17 protein-coding genes are annotated in these 19,778 nt (G+C 60.6%); 10 read left to right on the top strand and 7 right to left on the bottom strand.

What is annotated here, in order from left to right:
• The 3 genes from AC1Y2B_RS21350 to AC1Y2B_RS21340 form a co-directional block, all read left to right on the top strand.
• The coding region (locus AC1Y2B_RS21350) for a hypothetical protein (RefSeq protein WP_482255151.1) at nt 1–215 on the top strand (215 nt) is incomplete at its 5' end.
• A gap of 179 nt (nt 216–394) precedes the next feature.
• Nucleotides 395–1,465, top strand: a complete 1,071-nt coding sequence (locus AC1Y2B_RS21345; RefSeq protein ID WP_482255150.1) for a hypothetical protein — start codon at nt 395–397, stop codon at nt 1,463–1,465.
• 132 nt (nt 1,466–1,597) lie between these two features.
• Complete coding sequence (locus tag AC1Y2B_RS21340; protein ID WP_482255149.1) at nt 1,598–1,912, top strand: H-NS histone family protein; 315 nt, start codon at nt 1,598–1,600, stop codon at nt 1,910–1,912.
• Nucleotides 1,913–2,123: 211 nt separating this feature from the next.
• Here AC1Y2B_RS21340 and AC1Y2B_RS21335 read toward each other — a convergent pair whose 3' ends face one another.
• Nucleotides 2,124–4,337 carry a KAP family P-loop NTPase fold protein gene (locus tag AC1Y2B_RS21335; protein ID WP_482255148.1) on the bottom strand — a complete coding sequence of 738 codons (2,214 nt, stop codon included), beginning with the start codon at nt 4,335–4,337 and terminating at the stop codon, nt 2,124–2,126.
• A gap of 446 nt (nt 4,338–4,783) precedes the next feature.
• Here AC1Y2B_RS21335 and AC1Y2B_RS21330 point away from each other — a divergent pair, with 446 nt between their 5' ends.
• The 5 genes from AC1Y2B_RS21330 to AC1Y2B_RS21310 all read left to right on the top strand — a co-directional run bounded on the left by AC1Y2B_RS21330 (nt 4,784) and on the right by AC1Y2B_RS21310 (nt 10,661).
• Entirely contained in the window at nt 4,784–5,263 is a 480-nt protein-coding gene (locus tag AC1Y2B_RS21330) for a DUF6641 family protein (protein ID WP_482255147.1), read from the top strand.
• A gap of 43 nt (nt 5,264–5,306) precedes the next feature.
• Nucleotides 5,307–5,759, top strand: a complete 453-nt coding sequence (locus AC1Y2B_RS21325) for a DUF6641 family protein (protein ID WP_482255146.1) — start codon at nt 5,307–5,309, stop codon at nt 5,757–5,759.
• A 747-nt stretch (nt 5,760–6,506) separates the two neighbouring features.
• Entirely contained in the window at nt 6,507–7,649 is a 1,143-nt protein-coding gene (locus tag AC1Y2B_RS21320; RefSeq protein WP_482255145.1) for a Gfo/Idh/MocA family protein, read from the top strand.
• Between the two features lie 10 nt (nt 7,650–7,659).
• Nucleotides 7,660–9,729, top strand: coding sequence for an FAD-binding protein (locus tag AC1Y2B_RS21315; RefSeq protein WP_482255144.1), 2,070 nt, complete (start codon nt 7,660–7,662; stop codon nt 9,727–9,729).
• Nucleotides 9,723–10,661, top strand: coding sequence for a sugar kinase (locus AC1Y2B_RS21310; protein WP_482255143.1), 939 nt, complete (start codon nt 9,723–9,725; stop codon nt 10,659–10,661). Before AC1Y2B_RS21315 ends, AC1Y2B_RS21310 begins: the two co-directional genes overlap by 7 nt.
• Before the next feature lie 135 nt (nt 10,662–10,796).
• Here the strand turns inward: AC1Y2B_RS21310 and AC1Y2B_RS21305 are convergent, their stop codons facing one another.
• The 6 genes from AC1Y2B_RS21305 to AC1Y2B_RS21280 all read right to left on the bottom strand — a co-directional run bounded on the left by AC1Y2B_RS21305 (nt 10,797) and on the right by AC1Y2B_RS21280 (nt 18,205).
• The gene (locus tag AC1Y2B_RS21305) at nt 10,797–11,591 is read right to left on the bottom strand and encodes a HalD/BesD family halogenase (protein WP_482255142.1); all 795 of its coding nucleotides are present in this window, start codon (nt 11,589–11,591) and stop codon (nt 10,797–10,799) included.
• Nucleotides 11,592–11,704: 113 nt separating this feature from the next.
• The gene (locus tag AC1Y2B_RS21300) at nt 11,705–12,625 is read right to left on the bottom strand and encodes a LysR substrate-binding domain-containing protein (protein WP_482255141.1); all 921 of its coding nucleotides are present in this window, start codon (nt 12,623–12,625) and stop codon (nt 11,705–11,707) included.
• A gap of 82 nt (nt 12,626–12,707) precedes the next feature.
• Nucleotides 12,708–14,693, bottom strand: a complete 1,986-nt coding sequence (locus AC1Y2B_RS21295) for an ABC transporter ATP-binding protein (protein WP_482255140.1) — start codon at nt 14,691–14,693, stop codon at nt 12,708–12,710.
• Nucleotides 14,686–15,540, bottom strand: coding sequence for an ABC transporter permease (locus AC1Y2B_RS21290; RefSeq protein ID WP_482255139.1), 855 nt, complete (start codon nt 15,538–15,540; stop codon nt 14,686–14,688). Before AC1Y2B_RS21290 ends, AC1Y2B_RS21295 begins: the two co-directional genes overlap by 8 nt.
• Nucleotides 15,537–16,478, bottom strand: coding sequence for an ABC transporter permease (locus AC1Y2B_RS21285; protein ID WP_482255152.1), 942 nt, complete (start codon nt 16,476–16,478; stop codon nt 15,537–15,539). Before AC1Y2B_RS21285 ends, AC1Y2B_RS21290 begins: the two co-directional genes overlap by 4 nt.
• Nucleotides 16,479–16,546: 68 nt before the next feature.
• Nucleotides 16,547–18,205 (bottom strand): ABC transporter substrate-binding protein, encoded by a 1,659-nt coding sequence (locus AC1Y2B_RS21280; RefSeq protein ID WP_482255138.1) that lies wholly within the window; start codon nt 18,203–18,205, stop codon nt 16,547–16,549.
• 302 nt (nt 18,206–18,507) lie between these two features.
• Between AC1Y2B_RS21280 and AC1Y2B_RS21275 the strand changes: the two genes are divergently transcribed.
• The gene (locus AC1Y2B_RS21275; protein ID WP_482255137.1) at nt 18,508–19,410 is read left to right on the top strand and encodes a nucleoside hydrolase; all 903 of its coding nucleotides are present in this window, start codon (nt 18,508–18,510) and stop codon (nt 19,408–19,410) included.
• A 114-nt stretch (nt 19,411–19,524) separates the two neighbouring features.
• A partial coding sequence (locus tag AC1Y2B_RS21270; protein WP_482255136.1) for a transposase occupies nt 19,525–19,778 on the top strand: 254 nt, incomplete at its 3' end.

Below are 19,778 nucleotides of genomic sequence, written 5' to 3'. Positions count from 1 at the left end.
TGCTCAAGGCCAAGCAGCGTACGCCAAGCTGCTCAGTCTGGGCGAACTGTGCCGTCAACCTTCTGCGTGCGGCGGATACTGCCGGGAAGGATCGCTTGGTGAAGACGAAGCGGACAAGCCGCGTGTTCCGGTCCTTGGCAACTCAATGCCTTGATCAGGTTCTGAACGAAGGGGTGCGCGGTAAGGAGGTGACCCATGATCACCACCACAATTGAGGCCGACGATGGTGATTTCGCCGGTGATCCCCCTTCCTATTTCCGCCACATCGTACGTCCTGTGGTTTCGATTTGTGGGGCACCGCACGAAGGGACGCCGCCCATGACAGGCATCGTTTCGGTTGGCCTTGCAGTGCATCGACCACATAGCTGCGCTCAGGGAATGCGGGAGGCGCGGCATGGACGAGGCAGCATTTGAGCGACGATTGCAGGACTATCTTTGCCATCGTGCTGCACCTTTATCTGGCTGGGCCTTACGAATGGCGCTCGATCATGACGATGCTACGGGCTATCCGGTGGTCGTGTCTTTGCACAGGGCGACTGATTTTCGACGGGCGGCAGTGATAGCCGTGCTGGCCAGCAAAAGCACGCGGGACATACAGGCCGACTTTGCTGCACCTGATCCTGCGGATGCGATGCGCTATCTGTTTCACGAGAATATCCGGTCGGTCCTGCGCAAATGCCTTGGCGGCATTCCTGGACTGGCTACGGCATTGGGCAAAATGGACGGTGAACCCTTTGACGATCCCGGCCACTATGAGGTGCTGCTGAACCTGCTACAGCCGGGCAATGATCCTGTGAAGCGCAAGCGGGCACTTGCCTTGCGCCATGCATCCACCGTGAACTCCGGGCTTGTCTGTGGACTTGCGCGGCTGGATGCGGAACTGGTTCATCCGGAGTTGGCACATCTATTCGACAGCGAAGCCTCTGCCGACACGGCCAACGGCATCCTGCGCTATGTCCAAGGCCTTTCATCCACGCCGATCACGCAAGAAGACATCTTGGTCATCTCAAGTGATCTGACTGAGGTGGTGTTCCGCGATTGGGCGGAAAAGCTGATTGCGCGCAAAGCCGACAGACTGCCTGCTGGGCCCCTTGATGATCACCCATCCTTTGCGGCGTTGAAGGATGCCACAGCCTTTGCAAGCATCGGCAAGGAGTACCGCAACTGTCTTGCTGACCATGTGCTTCGGGCTGCGGTTGGACGTGCGGCGTTCTATGTCGCCAAGGAATTCCCCGGCACCATCGTTGAGCTCCAGCGCTATCATCATGGTCGCCGTGAGCTGTGGGCGCTGCAAGGCGTACATGCCCGTGGCAATCGCCGCGTAGTTCCCAAAGATCGGCAGGACATTGAAGCCCTACTGCGATTGCGCGGCATTACAGAAATGGCGCTGGGGCATGACCGCCGCCTCACACCTGAGCTGGTATCTGCTTTGGTTCTTGACACAGGTTATGGTGATATATTTTGAGTTGGACGTCAATCTTAATACTGTGCATATTCCTGTCGGTTCTGTTTGAAGCCGGGCGATAATGCTTGTCACTGGCTGGCAAGAGCCCCAAAAAACAAAACGAGATTTGCGCGAGTGCGCCGGGAGAGACACATGGACTTGAATACGCTGACCTTGGCTGAGCTGAAAAAGCTGTCAAAGGATGTAACCGCCGCCATCGCGAATTTCGAAGATCGCGCCAAAGCCAAGGCTCGCGCTGAGCTGGAAACCAAAGCCCGTGAACTGGGCTTCAATCTGGCAGAGCTGTTCACTGGTGACGCTCCCGGCAAGCGCTCCCGCGCACCGGCTGTCGCCAAGTACAGGCATCCGGAAAACGCCGCCGAGACCTGGAGCGGACGTGGCCGCAAGCCCCGCTGGTTCATTGCTGCAATCGAAGCGGGCAAGTCGCCTGAAGACTTGGCCATCTGAGGCTTGGCAGGAACGCAGTTGCGTTGGTGTCTAGGACGCTCGCAGCAGCCGCTACAGCACTCGCGACGGTAAGGGCCGCTACCCACGTAGCGGCCCCAGCCTAGTAGGCGTTTGCAGCGGGCTGTAGACCAGAAAGCCTCTGTTGCGGAATAGTTTCAAGCAGTGAAAATCAGAACCAAGACCGGTAAACATCAAAAGCACCTAAATCCGACTAATAATTTTGACCAGCTTCGAGATCGACCAAAAGCTGGTCGGCGCGAACGCCTAGTTCAGCGTGCGATTTGAGTTTGCTGAGGCGCTTGGTGACATCTTCAAAATCGAGAAATGGCGCAAGATTATCCCTTTGGAGAACCTTGAACACACCACGATCACTGCTATTGATTGTGCTCCTCAGATGTTCAAGGATAGTGATTAAGCGATCGTCGGAACTGATTACCTCTCCAATAAATCGACGAGGACCCTCGCCGTCACTCGTCTGAAGCCAAGCGAACAGAAGACTTATTGGACTAGGGCAACTCAGAAAATCGCCAGTGGACATGGTTTCATAACGCTCATGCATAATTGTTGTTACTGAGTCCAACTCTGCATCCGTTAAAAGCCATTCGTTGTCCGGCTGCCGCTTCTTCCCGTACCTTCCGTGAGCAAATATCTCTGCCCTGAATAGTGAAGTCAGCCAACCGATGGCTTTACCACTTCCAAACAACCTTTCTACAGTTGCGCGCCGAATCTCATCATCTAGTCGGGGTATTAGTAGATGTGCCAGCTTCTTTGCCCGATCCCAGACAGTATTAAACCAGTTTAAATCAAACGGGCGACTGCGGTACGCATCGTCCATTGCGTCTGCAAGGGCAAGCAAAAGGATCTCGCACTGGCTGGAGCTGAAGTTATCTAGTGCACCACCGGCAAGACGCTCCAGCATCATATCGATTTTCGTAAGCGAGCCGCCAGCCGAAATCCTGCTAAGACGGATCAAATCAGCCGATGCATGATCAACTCCACTGCTTAGAGAGTTCCACGTCGAAGTGTAGTCTTGTTGGCTAAGTGCATGTGATGGGTCTGTGAGTGCAAAATAAATGCGATAATGGTCGGGGCTACAGATACGCCTCCTACGAATTGCATCATCGCGGCTCTGATCATTCACGTGCCCAAAGAGTTTGAAATGTGTCCCTTCCTCGCCGTAGTTTGCCTCTAGCCCAATAAGTTGATCAGCAAAAATGTTTCGATAGGTCGAATCTGCGAAATAGCCGTCGGGCACGGCAGTCATGAGTGTTTCCAGCATTCGATCTATTTCCGACTTATCAACTGTGGCAATTCCTAGTGCTACCAACGCGGCGGTCGCGCAATACTCCTCAATCCATCGATACAAACTGGCGTTGCCATCTTTGATTAGAAGTAACCAAACAAGGTCGGCTAGGTCGGCGTTCTTGTTCCGCAGTGGAGGCCAAAAGAACCGAATCGCGTCTAATGCGCGTACAACCGCTCGTGGAGTGGTCAATTGCCGCCCACCCTCCGCATCAACAATTCTCTTGAGTCTTGAGAGCTCTTCCTCATCCTTGGTGGTCGCAAAAGAGTACAGATCATCAGAAAACCATTGGCGCAATTGAAATGGCTCAGGCTTAGGAACCATCACCGTTAACTGTACGATCTTTTCTAGATAAGATTTCCCACTCTCTACGCCCGATGCCTTCTGAATTGCGTGTGCCAAGATACTGCCGTCATAGCAGAGTAGATATATTATGTTAGGCAGGTCCGCCACAGAACGTACCAGTCTCAGAATCTCCATCACTTCGGCCGGTTCAAGTCGATCAACGTCGTCCACAGTAACGATGAAACGGTGTCCCAAGTCACGCAACGATTCGGCTAGCTTTGCCTTCAGATCAATCAAAGGGGGCGGCGATTTTATTTCTTTCGCAATTTCTCCACTGGCCTTGAAACCCCGACCAATCCACTTAAGTGGTGCCCAGCCGAGCGCTTCACCAGCCAACTCCAATCCTGACCCGGTCGCACTCAGGACGGACACAAAGCTTTGTAGCGCTTTACTCGCGTTCTTAGCTTTAGCTACTGTTATTCGACTAGCATCGCCAGCATCAAGGGCAACCAGATCAAGTTGTCTGGATAGATCGTGGAATAGGCTTCCGATTAGCGCTTCGCGATTGCCTATCAGCCATGGTCGAAAGTTAATTACTGTTGGTCTCTTCCCCTTTGCAAGCTTTCCGAGTTCATCTTCGATCAAAAACAAAATACTAGATTTTCCGGAGCCCCAAGCCCCTTCTAGGCCAACAACCATGCCGTTTTCCGAAGCACGGTCGACAATAGAAGTTGCAATTTGCTTAGCCACATCACGAAAGCCAAGTCTATCAGAATCGGTAGCGTTTAGCGCTCGGTCGCCAACAATGGCAATATTTACGACTGTATCTTCAGACAATGCAGTGCTCTTTCCTGAATGGGGCGATAGAAGATATACACAATGAATGGTTCGAAGCACTCTGAGTGATAGTTGGAAGGTTGTCGATGTTGAGACGGTGAGATCAACTTGTTTCAGGTTCAATATGGTAGGCATAGAACTACCCAAACAACAAGATGATGCAGTGATGGGCGCTGCCGCAGGGATGCCACTCCGCGAAATGGCCTTCTGAAACCTTGAATGCTGCTACTTCGCAGCCGTGAAGTGCGAATGCAGCTCGCACATTAAGGCAAGCCTTCGCCGTATGCCGCGTCGGCGGTGCCGGTCTGCCAATGTTGGCCCTACACGAATGTGCCAACGTTTTCATGGCCTCCAGAAAGCAAGATGTTGAAGCTTGATCAGGGCTTCGGACAGAAATCTGATTGGATTTGCCGTCTTTTCGGTAGGAATTCCAATGACTTGACCACATGCTGACGGCAGACGCGATGCTGTTGGAGGCTATGATGGGCGTGTTGGACAAACTGAAGATCTTGGCGCTTGCGCCCAAGGTGAAAGGCAGCGTCGAGCAAGATCGCCGCGCCAAGTTGGTTGAGCAACTTACGGAACAGCTGAAGCTTGTTGAGGCTGCCCTTGGCGGCGCGGCCTATGAGCGCAGCAAGGCAGTCTGGATCAACGATGCTGCTGGCAACCGCAGCAAGGCACAGCGCCCGGTGAAGCTGCGCAAATGGTGGACTGTGGGCACGAACGGTGCTGTGCAGTTCGGCCTGCGCTACGGCGCAGTGCCGCTGGAAGTGAAACCGGGCATGTCGGCGGTGGAAGTGTCCAAGCTGGCTGATGTGCCCCTGCTGATCAAAGCATTGGTGCAAGCCGTGGATCAGGGCGAACTTGACACGGCAATGGATGTCGTGACTGGCGCGCGAAAGTCGAGGACCAAGCGCACCGCATAAGCTTGGTTGGCCAACATGAACAGGATCGGCAGGGGAGTGCGACTTGAGTATCTTAACTGCATTGGCCTTTGTGCCGCTTCCCCGCACTACCGTTGCCGATCCTGCTATCCAGCGCCGTGCCAAGTTCATCAAGCAACTTGAGCAGCAGCGTGAACTGGCACGGGAAGAAGGCTTTGAGCCCACCCAGCGCAAATGGGTGGTAGGGGCTGATGGAACGAAGCAGTTAGTCACTGTGCCCAAGCGGGTCCAACGCTGGTGGCGGATGGATGCGCAGGGCACCTGCTTTCTGGTGCTGCGGTATGGCAACCGGATCATCACGCTGACTGCTGGCAGGACGGCTATTGCTGTGGGCCACAGGAGCAAGCTGGTACCTGTGATTGAGACGGTCATCACCGCAACCAAAACGGGTGAGTTGGATGGCCAGCTTGCGGCCGCACAGGCAACTTTTCGTGCGGACAAGGAGAAGAAGCTCCGCAGAACGGCACGTCGGGCTTGATCTGCAGACGAGGTTGCCGATACCCTCACAACAGCTGAGACATGGCTGGTGAACAGGTTGAAAGCCGCTGCTGACGGAAAAACAACTCTTTAACGAAATGCGAGAAAAAATACTCAAGGCATTGAAATTGCTCATATATGTAATTTCAGAAAAAAGATATGCTACAAAAAAGTATGCTACTTTTTCAACTCGTTGATTTAATACCAGTTATTTGATAAAATCGGTTTATTGGTAAGGGAGAGGTCGAGAGTTCAATCCTCTCTTGCAGCACCATTTTACCGCATTGAAATCGCTAGAAACCTTGTTAAACAAGGGCATAGGCAAGCCGTCTGCGTAAACCGGATGTGTAAACCATGGCGATACTCAGGATGGCAAATCCAACAGCGGACCCGCGAACGGGGATGCGATATTTTCAGGTGAAGGTGCCCGCTGACTTGGCGGACAGGGCCATCCGGGCCCAGGTAGGTGCGATGCACAAGCGTGATGGTAGGCAAATCGGGTGCGAAAAACTGGGCCGGGTCAGGATTTGACACCTTGCAGCATGGCAGGAAATCGCCCCGCGCCGGGTGGAAAGGTGGCATCGGGGCTGCGTCTGACGTCAGGCAGTCCTGTTCGCAACTTGCGTCCGTTGGTCCTCGGGAAGGGGTGAACTGCATTGACCGTTTTGGAACGTTACAGTACTTCTTTGGAAGGTTCCACGAATCCCGTTGCGGTAACGGGGCTGGCGCCTTGCACAGGGGGGCAGGTGTGACAGAGATCAGGGTGGCGGTGTTGGGCGCCTCGGGGTGGATGGGCAAGATCCGCACCATGGCATGGCAGACCATTCCTCATGTCTTTGGCACCCCGTCTGCACAAGCCCGCATCGTGGCGCTGGTGGCGCATGATCCGGCGGCGGCCGATCCGGCAGGGCGGGCCCCGGGTGCCCGCATCCTGCAGGATTGGCAGCAGGTCGTGGCCGGCCCCGCAGTTGACCTGATCGACATCTGTCTGCCGAACAGCCTGCATTATCCCTTGGCCAAGGCAGCACTTCTGGCCGGCAAGCATGTCCACTGCGAAAAGCCCCTGGCTGATACCGCCGCCGAGGCTCGTGACCGCGCCGATAACGCCCGCGCCGATAACGCCCGCGCCAAGGGGCTGATCACGCGCCTCGGCCATGCGTTCCCGCGCAATCCCGTCCATGATCTGGTCCGGCATATCGTCCAGTCAGGCGAGATCGGCGAGGTCCGTCCCTTCAAGGGCTGTCGGCACATCGACACGTTCGGCGATCCGCTGGCCCCGTTCATGTGGCGGGCCGATGGAAAATTGGCCCCAACGGGGATCGTGGCCGATACGGGCAGCCATGTCTTCAGCGTCATGGAGTTTCTGGTCGGCCGCGTCTTTTCCTTGATCGCCGACAATCTCATCGTTACCGCCAGACGTCCCGATGGTGATGGCGCTTCGATCGAGGTGACAAATCCCGAAGCCACCAACCTGCTGTGCCGGTTCGAGAATGGCGCCTCGGGGATTGTTGATTTCAGCCGCGTGGCGATCGGCCGCAAATTCCGCCAAACCTTCGAGATCTCTGGCACCAAGGGCAGCCTGACCTTCGACGATGATCAAGAGAACCGGCTGCACGTATACACAAATGAAGACCGAGACGGCCGAAAAGGCTATCGCGCCATAGATGTCGGGCCTGAGAACGCCAATTACCGCGCATGTCTGCCGCTGCCCAACGTCGCGCTAGGGTATGACGAAACCAAGATCATCGAAGCTGACGACGTGCCGCAGTCGGTCGCCACGGGTCAGCCAATGTGGCCGACCTTTGACGTGGGCCATTTCATCTGCCAGATCATTGACGCCTGCATGCAGTCGTCGAAAGACCGGCGTTGGGTAGACATTCCGCTGGTCTGAGGAGCCACCCATGAGCATCGACGTGCCACAGGACATTCTTGACGCGCTGACGGATGTCGAAATGCCCCGACTGCCACCCGAGCGCCCGACGGTCGAGACCGTGACGGAGGGCGGCATCACCATGCCGCTGATCCGTGCCGCTGCCCTCATCGTCGGAAGTGGGGCCGCCGGCCTGCGCGCCGCGGTCGAAATGAAGCGGCGCGGGGTTGAGGTGGTCGTTCTAAGCCAAAGCGCTTGGGGTGGGACCTCTGCCTGTTCGGGCTCAGACAAGCAGACGCTGCACACTGCCAACACCGCTGACCGTGGCGACAACTTCCACGCCATGGCCAGGGCGGTCCGGGCCGGCGGGGCCATGGACGAGGATACCGCCTATGTCGAGGCCGTCGGTTCAGCCCGGGCAATGGCCTCGTTGCAATATCTGGGACTGCCCTTGCCGCAAGATCCGCTGGGCGGCACCCTGCGCTATCAGACCGACCATGACGAAACGGGCCGGGCCACAAGCTGCGGGCCGCGCACCTCGCGGTTGATGGTCAAGGTGCTGGCCCAAGAGGCGATCCGGCTGGGCGTGCCGATCCTGAACCACACCACCGCTGTGGCGATCCTGGCCGCACAGGGCCGCGCCACCGGGGTTCTGGCGATGCGCCATCAGGCGCGCACTCCGGTCAATCCGTTTGGCCTGGCCGCATTTGCCGCGCCGACCCTTGTCCTTGCGGCGGGCGGCCCCGGAGAGCTGTATCGCGACAGCGTTTATCCCAACGGGTGCTTCGGGTCGCTGGGGCTGGCCTTGGAGGCCGGGATCACGCTGGTCAATCTGACCGAAAGCCAGTTCGGCATCGGCACCCGGCGCGAGGGGTTCCCGTGGAACCTGTCAGGCACCTATGTGCAGGCGCTGCCACATATCTATTCCGTGGATGCCAAGGGGCAGGAACATGCATTCCTGTCGCAGTACTATCGCACGACGCAGGAAATGGTCTCCAACATCTTTCGCAAGGGGTATCAGTGGCCCTTTCATGCGACGCGGATGCAGGATTTCGGCTCCAGTCTGATTGACTTGGCGATCTTTCGCGAAGGCCAAGCGGGGCGGCGGGTCTTCATGGACTTCAACCGCAATCCTTTGGCCGTGCCCGGCGATCAGCCGTTCAGTCTTGACCGCCTGGATGCGGATGTCAGCAGCTATCTTGCGACCGCAGGGGCCTTGCAGGGCCAACCCATCGCGCGCTTGCGGCATATGAACCCTTTGGCGATCGAACTGTATCGCCGCTACAAGGTCGACATCGCGGCGGCTCCGCTGGAGTTCGCGGTGAACAACCAGCACATGAACGGCGGGATCGCGGTCGATGTCTGGGGGCGCAGCAGCCTGCGCGGCTGTTACGCCGTCGGCGAGGCCGCCGGGACCCATGGCGTGACCCGACCGGGCGGTGCTGCACTGAATGCAGGTCAGGTCTTTGGCACAAGGGTGGCAGAACACGCCGCGGCCGGGGCGCGCATCGCGGAAAGGGCGCCCGAAGGGCTGGCCAAGGCCTTGACGCAGGTTCTGACGGGGCTGCAGCCCGACGGTGTCAAGATTGCCGCTCTTCGCGACGAGGTTCAGGCGAGGATGAGCGATCATGCCGGCATCCTTTGCACGGCGCCTGACGTGCGCAAGGCCTTGACAGAGGCCAAGGCCCTGACCGCGCGGTTGCAGTCGACAGGCGTGGCTTTTGCCCGCCCTGCCGAGGCCGCCCGTGCGGTGCAATGGCGTCACATGGCTTTGGCCTCGCAGGCAGTGCTGGCAGCTTTGGATGATTACATCACGGCCGGCGGCGGCAGCCGGGGGGCCCGGGCGATCTGTGACCCTGCGGGCACGGGCGTGCCAATGACAGCCGGCGGTCCGCTGGAGGCCTACCGTTTCCGGCAAGAACGGACCGAGGATCGCACCACGCAAATCCTTGTCCGCTGGCACGAGGGGGGGATCCGCCTTGCTAGACGTCCCAACCGGCCCTTTGACGACGGTGCCCGAAACTTCTTTGAACGCGACTGGCCCGCCTGGCTAACAGGGGCGCTGCACGCAACGCCCTGGCCCGAGGAAACGACATGGTAACCTTTTCGGGCCGGAAGGTCTGTGCCATCGGCGAAGCGATGATCGAACTTGCCCCGGTTGAGGGCGGCCTTTACCGGCGCGGCTTTGCCGGTGACACCTTCAACACCGCTTGGCATATGGCCCAGTGGCTGGGGCAAAAGGCCCAGGTCGGCCTGGTGACACGGATCGGGCGCGACGGTCTGTCGGATGCCTTCGCCGCCGAAATGTCAGCCGACGGCATGGCGCTTTCAGGGGTCTTTCGCGACGAAAGCCGCCGGATGGGGCTTTATCTGATCGAACTCGACGGGGTGGAGCGCAGCTTCCACTATTGGCGCGACACCTCTGCCGCGCGGCACCTGGCCGATGATGCGCAAGCCTTGGGCGATTCACTTCGCGATGCGGCGTTGATCCATCTGTCGGGAATCACGCTGGCGATCCTGTCACCCGGGGCGCGGGCAACCCTGTTCGGGCTTCTGCAAACGGCCCGCGCGCAGGGGGCCATCATTTCCTTTGACCCCAACATCCGGGCCCGGCTGTGGCCCTCGGCCGAGGTGATGCGCCAGACTTTGGCAGACTTCCTGCCGTTGGTCGACATCGCCCTGCCCAGCTTCGACGACGAAGAGACCCACTGGGGCGACAGGTCCGTGCAAGCCACGATCGCCAGGTTCAGGGCGGCGGGCGTGGCAGAGATCGTGGTCAAGAATGGTGCCGGGCCGGTGGACTACCTTTCTGAGGGGCGGCACGGCCAATTGGCGACGCCGCCGGTTCCTCAGATCCGCGACACGACCGGGGCAGGCGATGGGTTCAACGCGGGCTATCTTGCCGCGCGTCTCTTGGGTCAAGGGGCCGAAAAGGCAATCCGTGCCGGCCAAGCCCTGTCTGCCACCGTCTTGTGCCACGCCGGTGCCCGCGCCACCAAGGCCGCCATTGCGGCACTGCCCCGGCTGGAGTGACGCACACGCAAGGTCTGAAAACGGTGCAACGCCACGCCGCCTTGGGGTCCGCGCTCACCCCGCACGCGCCAACCCGCGCAGGGTCGAACAAACCACCCCCAAGCCGCGCCGTGACCACCCGGTGACTATCCCGCCTCAGGCGGCGACGGCCCGGCCATAAAAGCCGGTCTGTTCCTGCGCCGTCATCGTCACCCCGGGCCGGTCGAAGAAAGAATAGATGGCGACAATCCGCTCCACCGGCCCCTTGACCTGCACGACCCGATGCAGCGTGTTGACGCCGCGGAACACATTAAGCGCCCCGGTCGCCAGTTTGATCTTCTTGACCTCCGGATCCTCGCCACGCAGCAGGGCTGCAACGCCGTCGTAATTGGGGTTTTCGGCGCTGCGAAGGTTCGAGCGGAATTCCAACTCGCCTCCAATTTCCGGCGACTGCAGCAGAATGGTCGTAGTGAATTCCGAGCGGTCGAAGTGCCAGTTCAACGCCTCTCCATCGCGGCTGGCCTGCACGTTCACCCGCGCCATCGCGTCCTGCATCGAGTAAAGCGCGGTCTTGCCCATCGTTGCGGCCAGGAACGCGGCGAAGGGCGGCCATTCATAGATGTCGATCACGGGATTGCCCACCAGTTGATCGGCGCACAGCGTATGGTTGACTGTCTCCACCTTGGCCAAGGCCGGATGATCGTCAGGCAGGCCGTCGACAGTGTCGCGGAAGTAGATGTTGTGGCGGCGGGCGTGTCGGAAGGATTCTGTCGCCATGGCGGGCTTGGTCGCGTCCGCGGCGGCTTTTGTCACGTCTGGGTGCATGAAGCCCGGCAGGTCAAACATCCCATCGGCCGCCAGACGGGCTTTGCAATGCGCCACAAGGGCCGCGTATTCCGGGCTGTCCGGGCGGTCCAGCGGATAAGTCTCAAGGTCAAGAAGGTGTTTCATGGCGCATCCTCCATCAAAGGCTGACCCGGACTTTCCCTCGCCTGACGAAGATTCTCAACCAAGCCAAATGTTAGTGACCTTTAGAATAGCTTAGCCAAGCCGCCAAACCCGGACTAGAGCGTTTCAGGTTGCGCGGTGGCATCGGCCAGCCAAGCGGCAAGGGTCACGACATGTCGCTTGCGCCCCTTGGCGCGCGGATAGGCCAGGCAATAGGGGTAGCCCAAGGCAATGCTGACCTCGGACACCGGCACCAGCCGGCCGGCCGCAAGATCGCCCATCGCCATCATCCGTTGCCCCAGCGCGACCCCAAGCCCCTGTCGCGCCAGATCCAGCACAAGGCTGGAACGCCCGACCTTGAACCCCTTGCCTTCGGCGGGGGGCTTGAGCTTGGCCTTCAGGAACCAGCCATGCCAGGACGGGTGCGACCCGAAATTCTCGCCCCAACTGGTGTGCAGAAGGTCCTCTTCCGGCACCCCGGCCATCCCCAGCTTTCGCGCCGCCGGGTTCCGCTCCAGATAGGCGGGGCTGCACAGTGGCAGCACGACATCCTGTTGCAGCACCACGATGGTGTGTTCGGGATATTGCCCCGGATCATAGCCAATCCTCAGGTCGATATTATGCCGGGCGAAATCGGCGGGGTCCGGTTCGACGCGCAGATCAAAGCGGAAATCGGGGTAAAGTTTGCAATAGCTGACCAAGCGGGCGACCAGCCATTTTTCAGCGACGGACTCGATGGTGCTGATCACCAGCCGGGATTTCGAACGGTCCGACACCAGTTGTTCGGTCGACTCCGAGATCATCTGCAACGCAGCGGCGGTGCCGTCACGGATCGCGTGACCGGCATCCGTCAGAACCACGCGGTTGTTGAGCCGCATGAACACCTGCTTGCCCAAATAGTCCTCAAGCTTGCGGATCTGTTGGCTGATCGCGGCCGCCGACACGCCCAATTCTTCGGCTGCGGCAACGTAACTGCCGGTTCGCGCAGCCGCCTCGAAAGCGCGCAGAGCATTGAGCGGGGGCAGGGTCAGGGGCATCGGTGCTGTGCCTTTGTCGTTCTTCTTGTCCTAACAGATAGGCCCGCCCGGGTAACGGCGCTGCGGCGGGCGGCCGTGGCGCTCATGCCTTGGCAGGAAGCGCGTCCGGCGACAGGTGGCAGCGGATGACGTGCCCTGCCGCAAGATGAATAAGCGGTGGCGCCAACGAGTCGCATGGGCCTGCGATGCGCTGTGGGCAGCGCGTGTGAAAGACACACCCCTTGGGTCGCTGCGCCGTGGTGGGCAGCGACCCGACCAGCTTGACGCGGTCGGCCTCAGCCGCGTCGATCGACGGGACCGAGGACATCAAAGCCGCCGTATAGGGGTGATGCGGACCAGCGAACACGGCCTCGGCTGGGCCAATTTCCAGAATTTCGCCCAGATACATCACGGCAATCCGGTCCGACAGATACCGCACGACACTCAGATCATGCGAAATCAGCACATAGCTGACCCCGGTCTTCGCCTGCAACTCTGCCAGAAGATTCAAGATCGCCGCCTGAACCGACACATCCAGGGCCGAGGTCGGCTCATCGCAGATCAGAACCTGCGGGTCGCTGGCAAATGCCCGGGCAATCGCCACGCGTTGTTTCAACCCGCCCGAAAGCTGGCGTGGCATCGCGGCAAGGTGCCGTCCGGTCAGGCGGACTCCCTTGATCAAAGCTTGCACCCGGGCCTCCCGCGCGGTCCCTGTCAGACCTGCAAGCCGTGTGATCGTCCGTTCCAGCATCCGGCGGACGGAATGCGAACGGTTCAGCGCCGAGTCAGGGTTCTGGAACACGATCTGGATGGATTTCACCTGATCCCGGCTGCGACGCGCCGTGGTTCCGGCCAGCGTATCGCCGGCAAAGCGCAGGCTGCTGCCGGGGTCGGGTTGCAACAGGCCCAGAATGCAGCGCGCCAGCGTGGTCTTGCCGCTGCCGGATTCACCGACAAGGCCAAGGGTTTCGCCTTTGGCCAAGGTGATGCCAATATCGCGCAAGACGCGCTGACGATCGCCGCCGCTGCCGAAGCTTTTCGAAAGGCTCTCGATCTGCAGGATGGGGGCGGTCCTGTCGCGCAGCGGGGCAGGGGGCGTTTGACCAACCGCAGGCAGCGCCATCGCCCTTTCGGGAAAATGGCATTTGCTGGCGCGCCCGTTGTGAAGGGCAAACCCCGGCTCGGTCGAACGGCACAGGTCTTCGGCCACAGCACAGCGGGCCGCGAAGATGCAGCCCTTGGTGACGTCGCCCGGGGCAGGCAGGAAGCCTGCAATGGTGGCCAAAGGGGCCTTGTCCTTGCTGCGCCCGGCCTGCGGCAAGCAGGACAGCAAACCAGCGGTGTAGGGATGGCGTGGGGTGCGGAAGATCGCCTCGGTCGGGGCCTCTTCGACCAGACGGCCAGCGTACAGAACCCCCACCCGGTCACACATCCGGGCGATCACGGCAAGGTTGTGGCTGATGAACAGGATTGCCGTGGAAAGCTCGCGGCGCAGGTGCTGGATCAGGTCCAGCACCTCGGCTTCGACCGTGGCATCAAGGCCGGTCGTCGGTTCGTCCAGCACCAGAAGGGTGGGATTGCTGGCGATTGCCATCGCAATGGCCACCCTCTGCTGCATGCCACCCGAAAGCTGGTGTGGATAACGGCTCATCACCAGGGCCGGATCGCTGATCTGCACCTTGGACAGGATCTGCTCCACCCGCGCCGGCCAATCGGCACGCGGAACTTCGGCCAGTTCAAAGACCTCTGCCACCTGTTGCCCGATCGTCATCGACGGGTTCAGCGACTTGCCGGGGTCCTGATACACCATCGCCACCGAAAAGCGCCGCAACCTGCGCAGGTCCGGCCCGGACAAGGCGCCGATATCCTGCCCATCCACCAGAATGCGGCCCCGGTTCACAGTCCCGTTGCGCGGCAGATAGCGCAGGGCGGCAAAGGCCGCCGTCGATTTACCGCAGCCGGATTCGCCCACCAGCCCATAAGCCTCGCCCTTGGCGATCTGGAACGAGACGCCGTCCAGAACCTGCCCGCCCCGGCCCTTGACGCGGTATTCCACGCCAACATTCTCGAACCGCAGCGCATCAGTCATGGCGCAGACCTTCGATCCCGTCCGCAACAAGGTTGATCCCGATGACCAACGAGGCGATGGCCGCGCTGTCAAAGACCACCGTCCACCAGAAACCCCCGCCAATCATCGCGTAGTTGGACGAGATCGACAGCCCCCAATCCGGCGAAGGCGGCTGGATGCCAAACCCGATGAAGCTTAGCGTGGCGACGGTGAAGATCGCATAGCCCAGCCGCACCGTGGTTTCGACAAGGATGGGCGGCAGGACGTTGGGCAGGATTTCCACAAACAGGATATAGGCCGTGTTCTCGCGGCGCAGTTCGGCGGCGGCAACATAATCAAGGCTTCGCTCGCTCAGAACCGCGCTGCGCACCGTGCGGGCGATGATCGGGGCAAAGCTGAAGGCGATCACCACCATCACCGTCACCATCGAGGTGCCAAGGGCCGTCAGGGCCAGCAACGCCACGATCACGGTGGGCAGCGCCAGAACGGCATCAACAACCCGGCCCAGGGCCTCATCGACCCAGCCGCCGAAGTACCCCATCGTCAGCCCAAGGGCGGTGCCAAGGAAGGTGCTGATCAGCGTGGCGGCCGGGGCCACCGTCAAGATGTCCCGCGCGCCGACGATGACCCGCGAAAACACGTCGCGGCCCAGTTGATCCGTGCCGAACCAATGATCGGCTGAAGGAGGCGTCAGGGTGTTGAGCATGTCATCGGCGAAGGGATCATAGGGCACAAGGTGCGGACCCAGAATGGCGCAGCCAACCCAGAACAGCACGATGACCAAACCAATGTCGAAGGCGGGCGACCGCAGCAGGCGGCGCAGATCGTCGCGCCAGCCGTGCTCGGCCTCGGGCTGCGTGGCACTCATTCCCGGCCTCCAAAACGAATGCGCGGGTTCAGCCGGGCATAGAGCAGATCGGCCAGCAGGGTGGTCAGCGCGAACAAGGCACCGATGCACATCACACCGGCCTGCAGCATGGGGAAATCCTTTTTCTTGGCGGCCGTGTAGATCAGGCTGCCGATGCCCTGATAATGAAACAGGATCTCGATCACCACCAGCCCGCCGATCAGATAGACGGTCTGGGTGGCAATCACGCTGATCGTTGGCAACAGCGCGTTGCGCAGCACGTGGCGCCAGATGACCCTCGGATAGCTCAGGCCCTTCAGAACGGCGGTGCGGGTGTAGTCGGCATCCAGCGCCTCGATCATGCCGGCGCGGGCCATCCGGGCGATGTAGCCGAACAGGATCAGCACCAGCGGGATCGAGGGCAGGATCAGGTGGTACAGCTGCGTCAGCACCCCGTCGCCGGTCTTCCATGTGGCCGAGATGGGGAACCAGCGCAGCCAGACACCAAACAGCAGGATCAAGAGGATGCCCGACACAAACTCTGGCACCACCGTCGCCGACAGGCCGATCACCGACAGGATGCGGTCGGTCGGACGGCCCCGGTACAGCGCCGCCACCACGCCGCCCAGAATGCCCAAGGGCACCACCATGACGAAGGCCACCGCCGCCAGCTTGGCAGAGTTCAGCAGGGCGGTCCCAAGAAAGGGTGCCACTGCCGCGCGATAGGCATAGGACTGTCCCAGGTCGCCGGTCAGAAAACCGGAAATCCAGCTGAGATACTGCACCAGCAAGGGCCGGTCGGTGCCCATCTGATGGTTCAGCACATCAACCGCCTTTTGGTCGGCGAAGGGCCCTAGCATGGCGCGGCCCACATTGCCGGGCAGCAGATGCCCGCCCAGAAAGATCAGCACGCTCAGCAGCCACAGCGTCAGCAGCGCCAAAAGCGTGCGTTTGAGGATATATCTGGAAATCGTGCGCTTCCTTCTGTCGGCGGGCCTGCACCGGGCCCGAAGGCCCGGTGCAGCGATTACAGACTGGCTTGCCCCAGCAGCAGCTGGCCCATGGCCGTCGTCACGACGCCGGTCGCCCCCGGTTTGGTGATGGTCAGGAAGTCATAGAAGTACGAGAAGATCACCGGCGTCTCCTCCAGCAGCAGGGTCTCGATCTTGCCCGCCGTCGCGCGCTGGGATTCCAGGTCCAGCGAGCCGATGTAGCTTTGCACCAGCGTGTCATAGGTGGGATTGTTGAAATGCGCGGCGTTCCAGGTGCCCTTGCTGGTCAGCGGGGCCTGCAGGAACACGTTCGGCACGCCCCGGTGGCCATAGTCGGTGATGCCCATGTCAGAATCCAGCCACGGCGATTTGCCCGGCACCGCGTCGCCATAGTAGGCGCCCTGATCCATCACGTTCAGCGTGATGTCGCCGCCGATCTCTTTGACGGCGTTCTGGATCAGCACGGCGTAATCCGGTATCTCCAGATACTTCTCGGTGGTCAGCGTGGTCTTGAACCCCGATGCCATCCCCGCAGCCTCCATCAGCTGCTTGGCTTGCGCGATGTCGATCTGGCGCTGGGCTACCGTCTTGTCGGTTGAAGGATAGCTGGGCATGAACGGGCTGTCATTGCCAAGCTGGGCTTTGCCTTTCAGCAGCCCCTGCACCAGTTTCGGACGGTCGAGGCACAGGGCAATCGCCTGACGCACGCGCTTGTCCGTGAAGGGCGCCTTGTCGTTGCGCATGTGCACCTGTTGATGCGCCGAGGACGGGATGCTGATGATGGTGACGCTGGGATCGGCCAGCAACCCAACGGCCTGCAGAACGGGAACCTGCTGGATGATGTCGATGTCTCCGGCCTGCAGCGCCAGGATCTGGGGCTGATAGTCGTCGTAGAACGTGACCTCGATCCGGTCGGGCAGGGCGGGCGTGCCCCAATAATCGGGGTTGCGGACGAAAGAAGCCCCAACCTTGGCGGTATACTTCTCCAGCTTGAAGGGGCCGGTGCCGATCATCGTCGCCTCGAAATCCTCAGGGAATTCAGCGGGTACGATGATCGCGTTGTAGTTATCGGTCGAGACGGCATAAGGGAAGTTGCCGTTGGCGGTGTCGAGATGGAATTCCACCGTGTGGTCATCGACCTTCCGCGTCCCACCCTTCGACAGCATCCCCGAGAACGCCGACAGCGCGTTCGAGCCCATTGCCGGGTCAGACAACCGGTCGAAGGTTGCCACCACGTCATCGGCCGTCATCACCTTGCCGTTGTGGAACTTGACGTTCTGGCGCAGCTTGAAGGTCCAGACCGTGCCATCGGTGTTGGGGGCCCAGCTTTCCGCCAGCAGCGGTTGGGCCGACAGGTCGGGCGCCGACAGCACCAGCGCCTCGCCAAACTGCGACAGCATGGTGACGCCGCCGCCATCGGCCACCGTCACCGGGTTGATCGCCCCGGCCGGCACGATCTGGCCAAAGCGGATGGTGCCGCCCGGCGTGCCAGCCCGCGCCGTCACCGGCGTCAGTCCATAGCCCACGGCCCCGGCGATGCCACCCAGAAGCGGTGCTGACAGACCCAGAACCGAGCCGTATCGCAGAAACTCCCGCCGACTGACCGCACCACGTGCCAGCCCGTCGATCAGGTGATTTTCATGCGCCGTGCGTCCGCGGCGCAAAAGGTCTAGCAGTCTGTGGTTGATCGTCATTGCGGTCTCTCCTGCTGGTCTGAGATGCGCCATCTGATGTGGCTTGGGCGTTTCGGTGCGGGAATGACCCTGTCAGGTCATCGGGGTGGCGCTGGACGGTGGGCGAACGTCGATCTGGCTAGAAGACATCAAAGAACTTGACGCGGGCTAAGGCAAGCATGCGAAACACGGAACGTTCGGCAAGTTGGCAAAATCTTAGCCTGACTTAGAAAATGTAAGTCAGCACCCCGCCAAACGCCGCTATTTTGACCATGCACGCGCCGTCGCCGCGGCCGGTCCAGCAGTCCAAGGAAGTGTCAGATATGCGCAAGATCATCATCGACTGCGACCCGGGCATCGACGATGCCGTGGCGCTGTTTCTGGCCCTCGCCTCCCGCGACGACATCGAGGTGCTGGGTGTCACCTGCGTCAAGGGCAACGTGGATCTCGACAAGACCCACCGCAACGCGCGGCGGATCTGTGCGGCAGCGGCTCGGCTGGACATTCCCGTGCTGCGCGGCATCCCCCGCCCGATCCTTGCCCCGGCCACGCTGGAGGCTTCGGTGCACGGGCAGGACGGTCTTGGCGACATCGGCCTGCCCCTGCCGCCGGGTGCGAGCGGGTCTGCCATGAATGCCGTTGATTTCATGCGCCATCAGGTCGCGGCCCTCCCGGGCGAGGTGGTTCTTTGCGCAATCGGGCCGCTGACCAATGTCGCCGTGGCGGTCTTGATGGACCCTATTCTGGCGCAACAGGTGCACGCGATCGCCTTCATGGGAGGGGCGGCCTATTGCCGGGGCAACATGAACGATCATGCCGAGTTCAACTTCATGGCCGATCCGCATGCTGCCGAAATCGTACTGCAATCGGGGGCACAGTTGGTGATGTTCGGGCTGGATGTGACTCACAAGGCCCGGATCGAGGATCAGCACCTTGCCGCTCTGCGACAGAACGGAAATCTCTGCTCTGATATCGCGGCCCGGTTGCTTGCGGTCTATACCGCCGGCGACCGGCATCTGCATGACCCCTGCGTGATCGCCTGGCTGATTGATCCGACACTGTTTGCCGGGCTGCAAAGTCAGGTCCACGCGGTGACAGAGGCCGGGCCGCAGTTCGGCCGGTCCTTGGCCGCCCCCGATCCGCAGGGAAACTGCCTTGTCATGACCGACGTTGATCAAGCCCGCCTGTTTGCGCTTCTTCAGTCCCGGCTGGCGCTGCTGCCATAAGCCGCCAGCGGTCCACGCCAGAGAAGGGTCGCCCCAAGCACACGCCCTGACCTGCCCCCCGAAAGTTCCCTCAGTCTGATGTAGAGTCTACCCAACTCTGAAGGAGCAGACGACATGAGGAGAAGCCGTTTTACGGAAGCGCAGATTATCGGGATGATCAAAGAGCAGGAGGCAGGCTTGCCGACGGCTGAGCTGTGCCGCAAGCATGGCCTCAGCCCAGCGACGTTCTCCAAGCTGAAGGCCAAGTATGGCGGGATGGACCTGTCGGACACCAAACGCCTGAAGCAGCTTGAGAAGGAGAACGCCAAGCTGAAGCGCCTGGTGGCGGATGTCATGCTCGACAACGTGGTCCTGAAAGACCTGCTGGG

This window comes from Stagnihabitans sp. (assembly GCF_964946895.1).
Note: the sequence above shows the minus strand (reverse complement) of the source record. Positions and strands in the feature narration are given on the sequence as shown.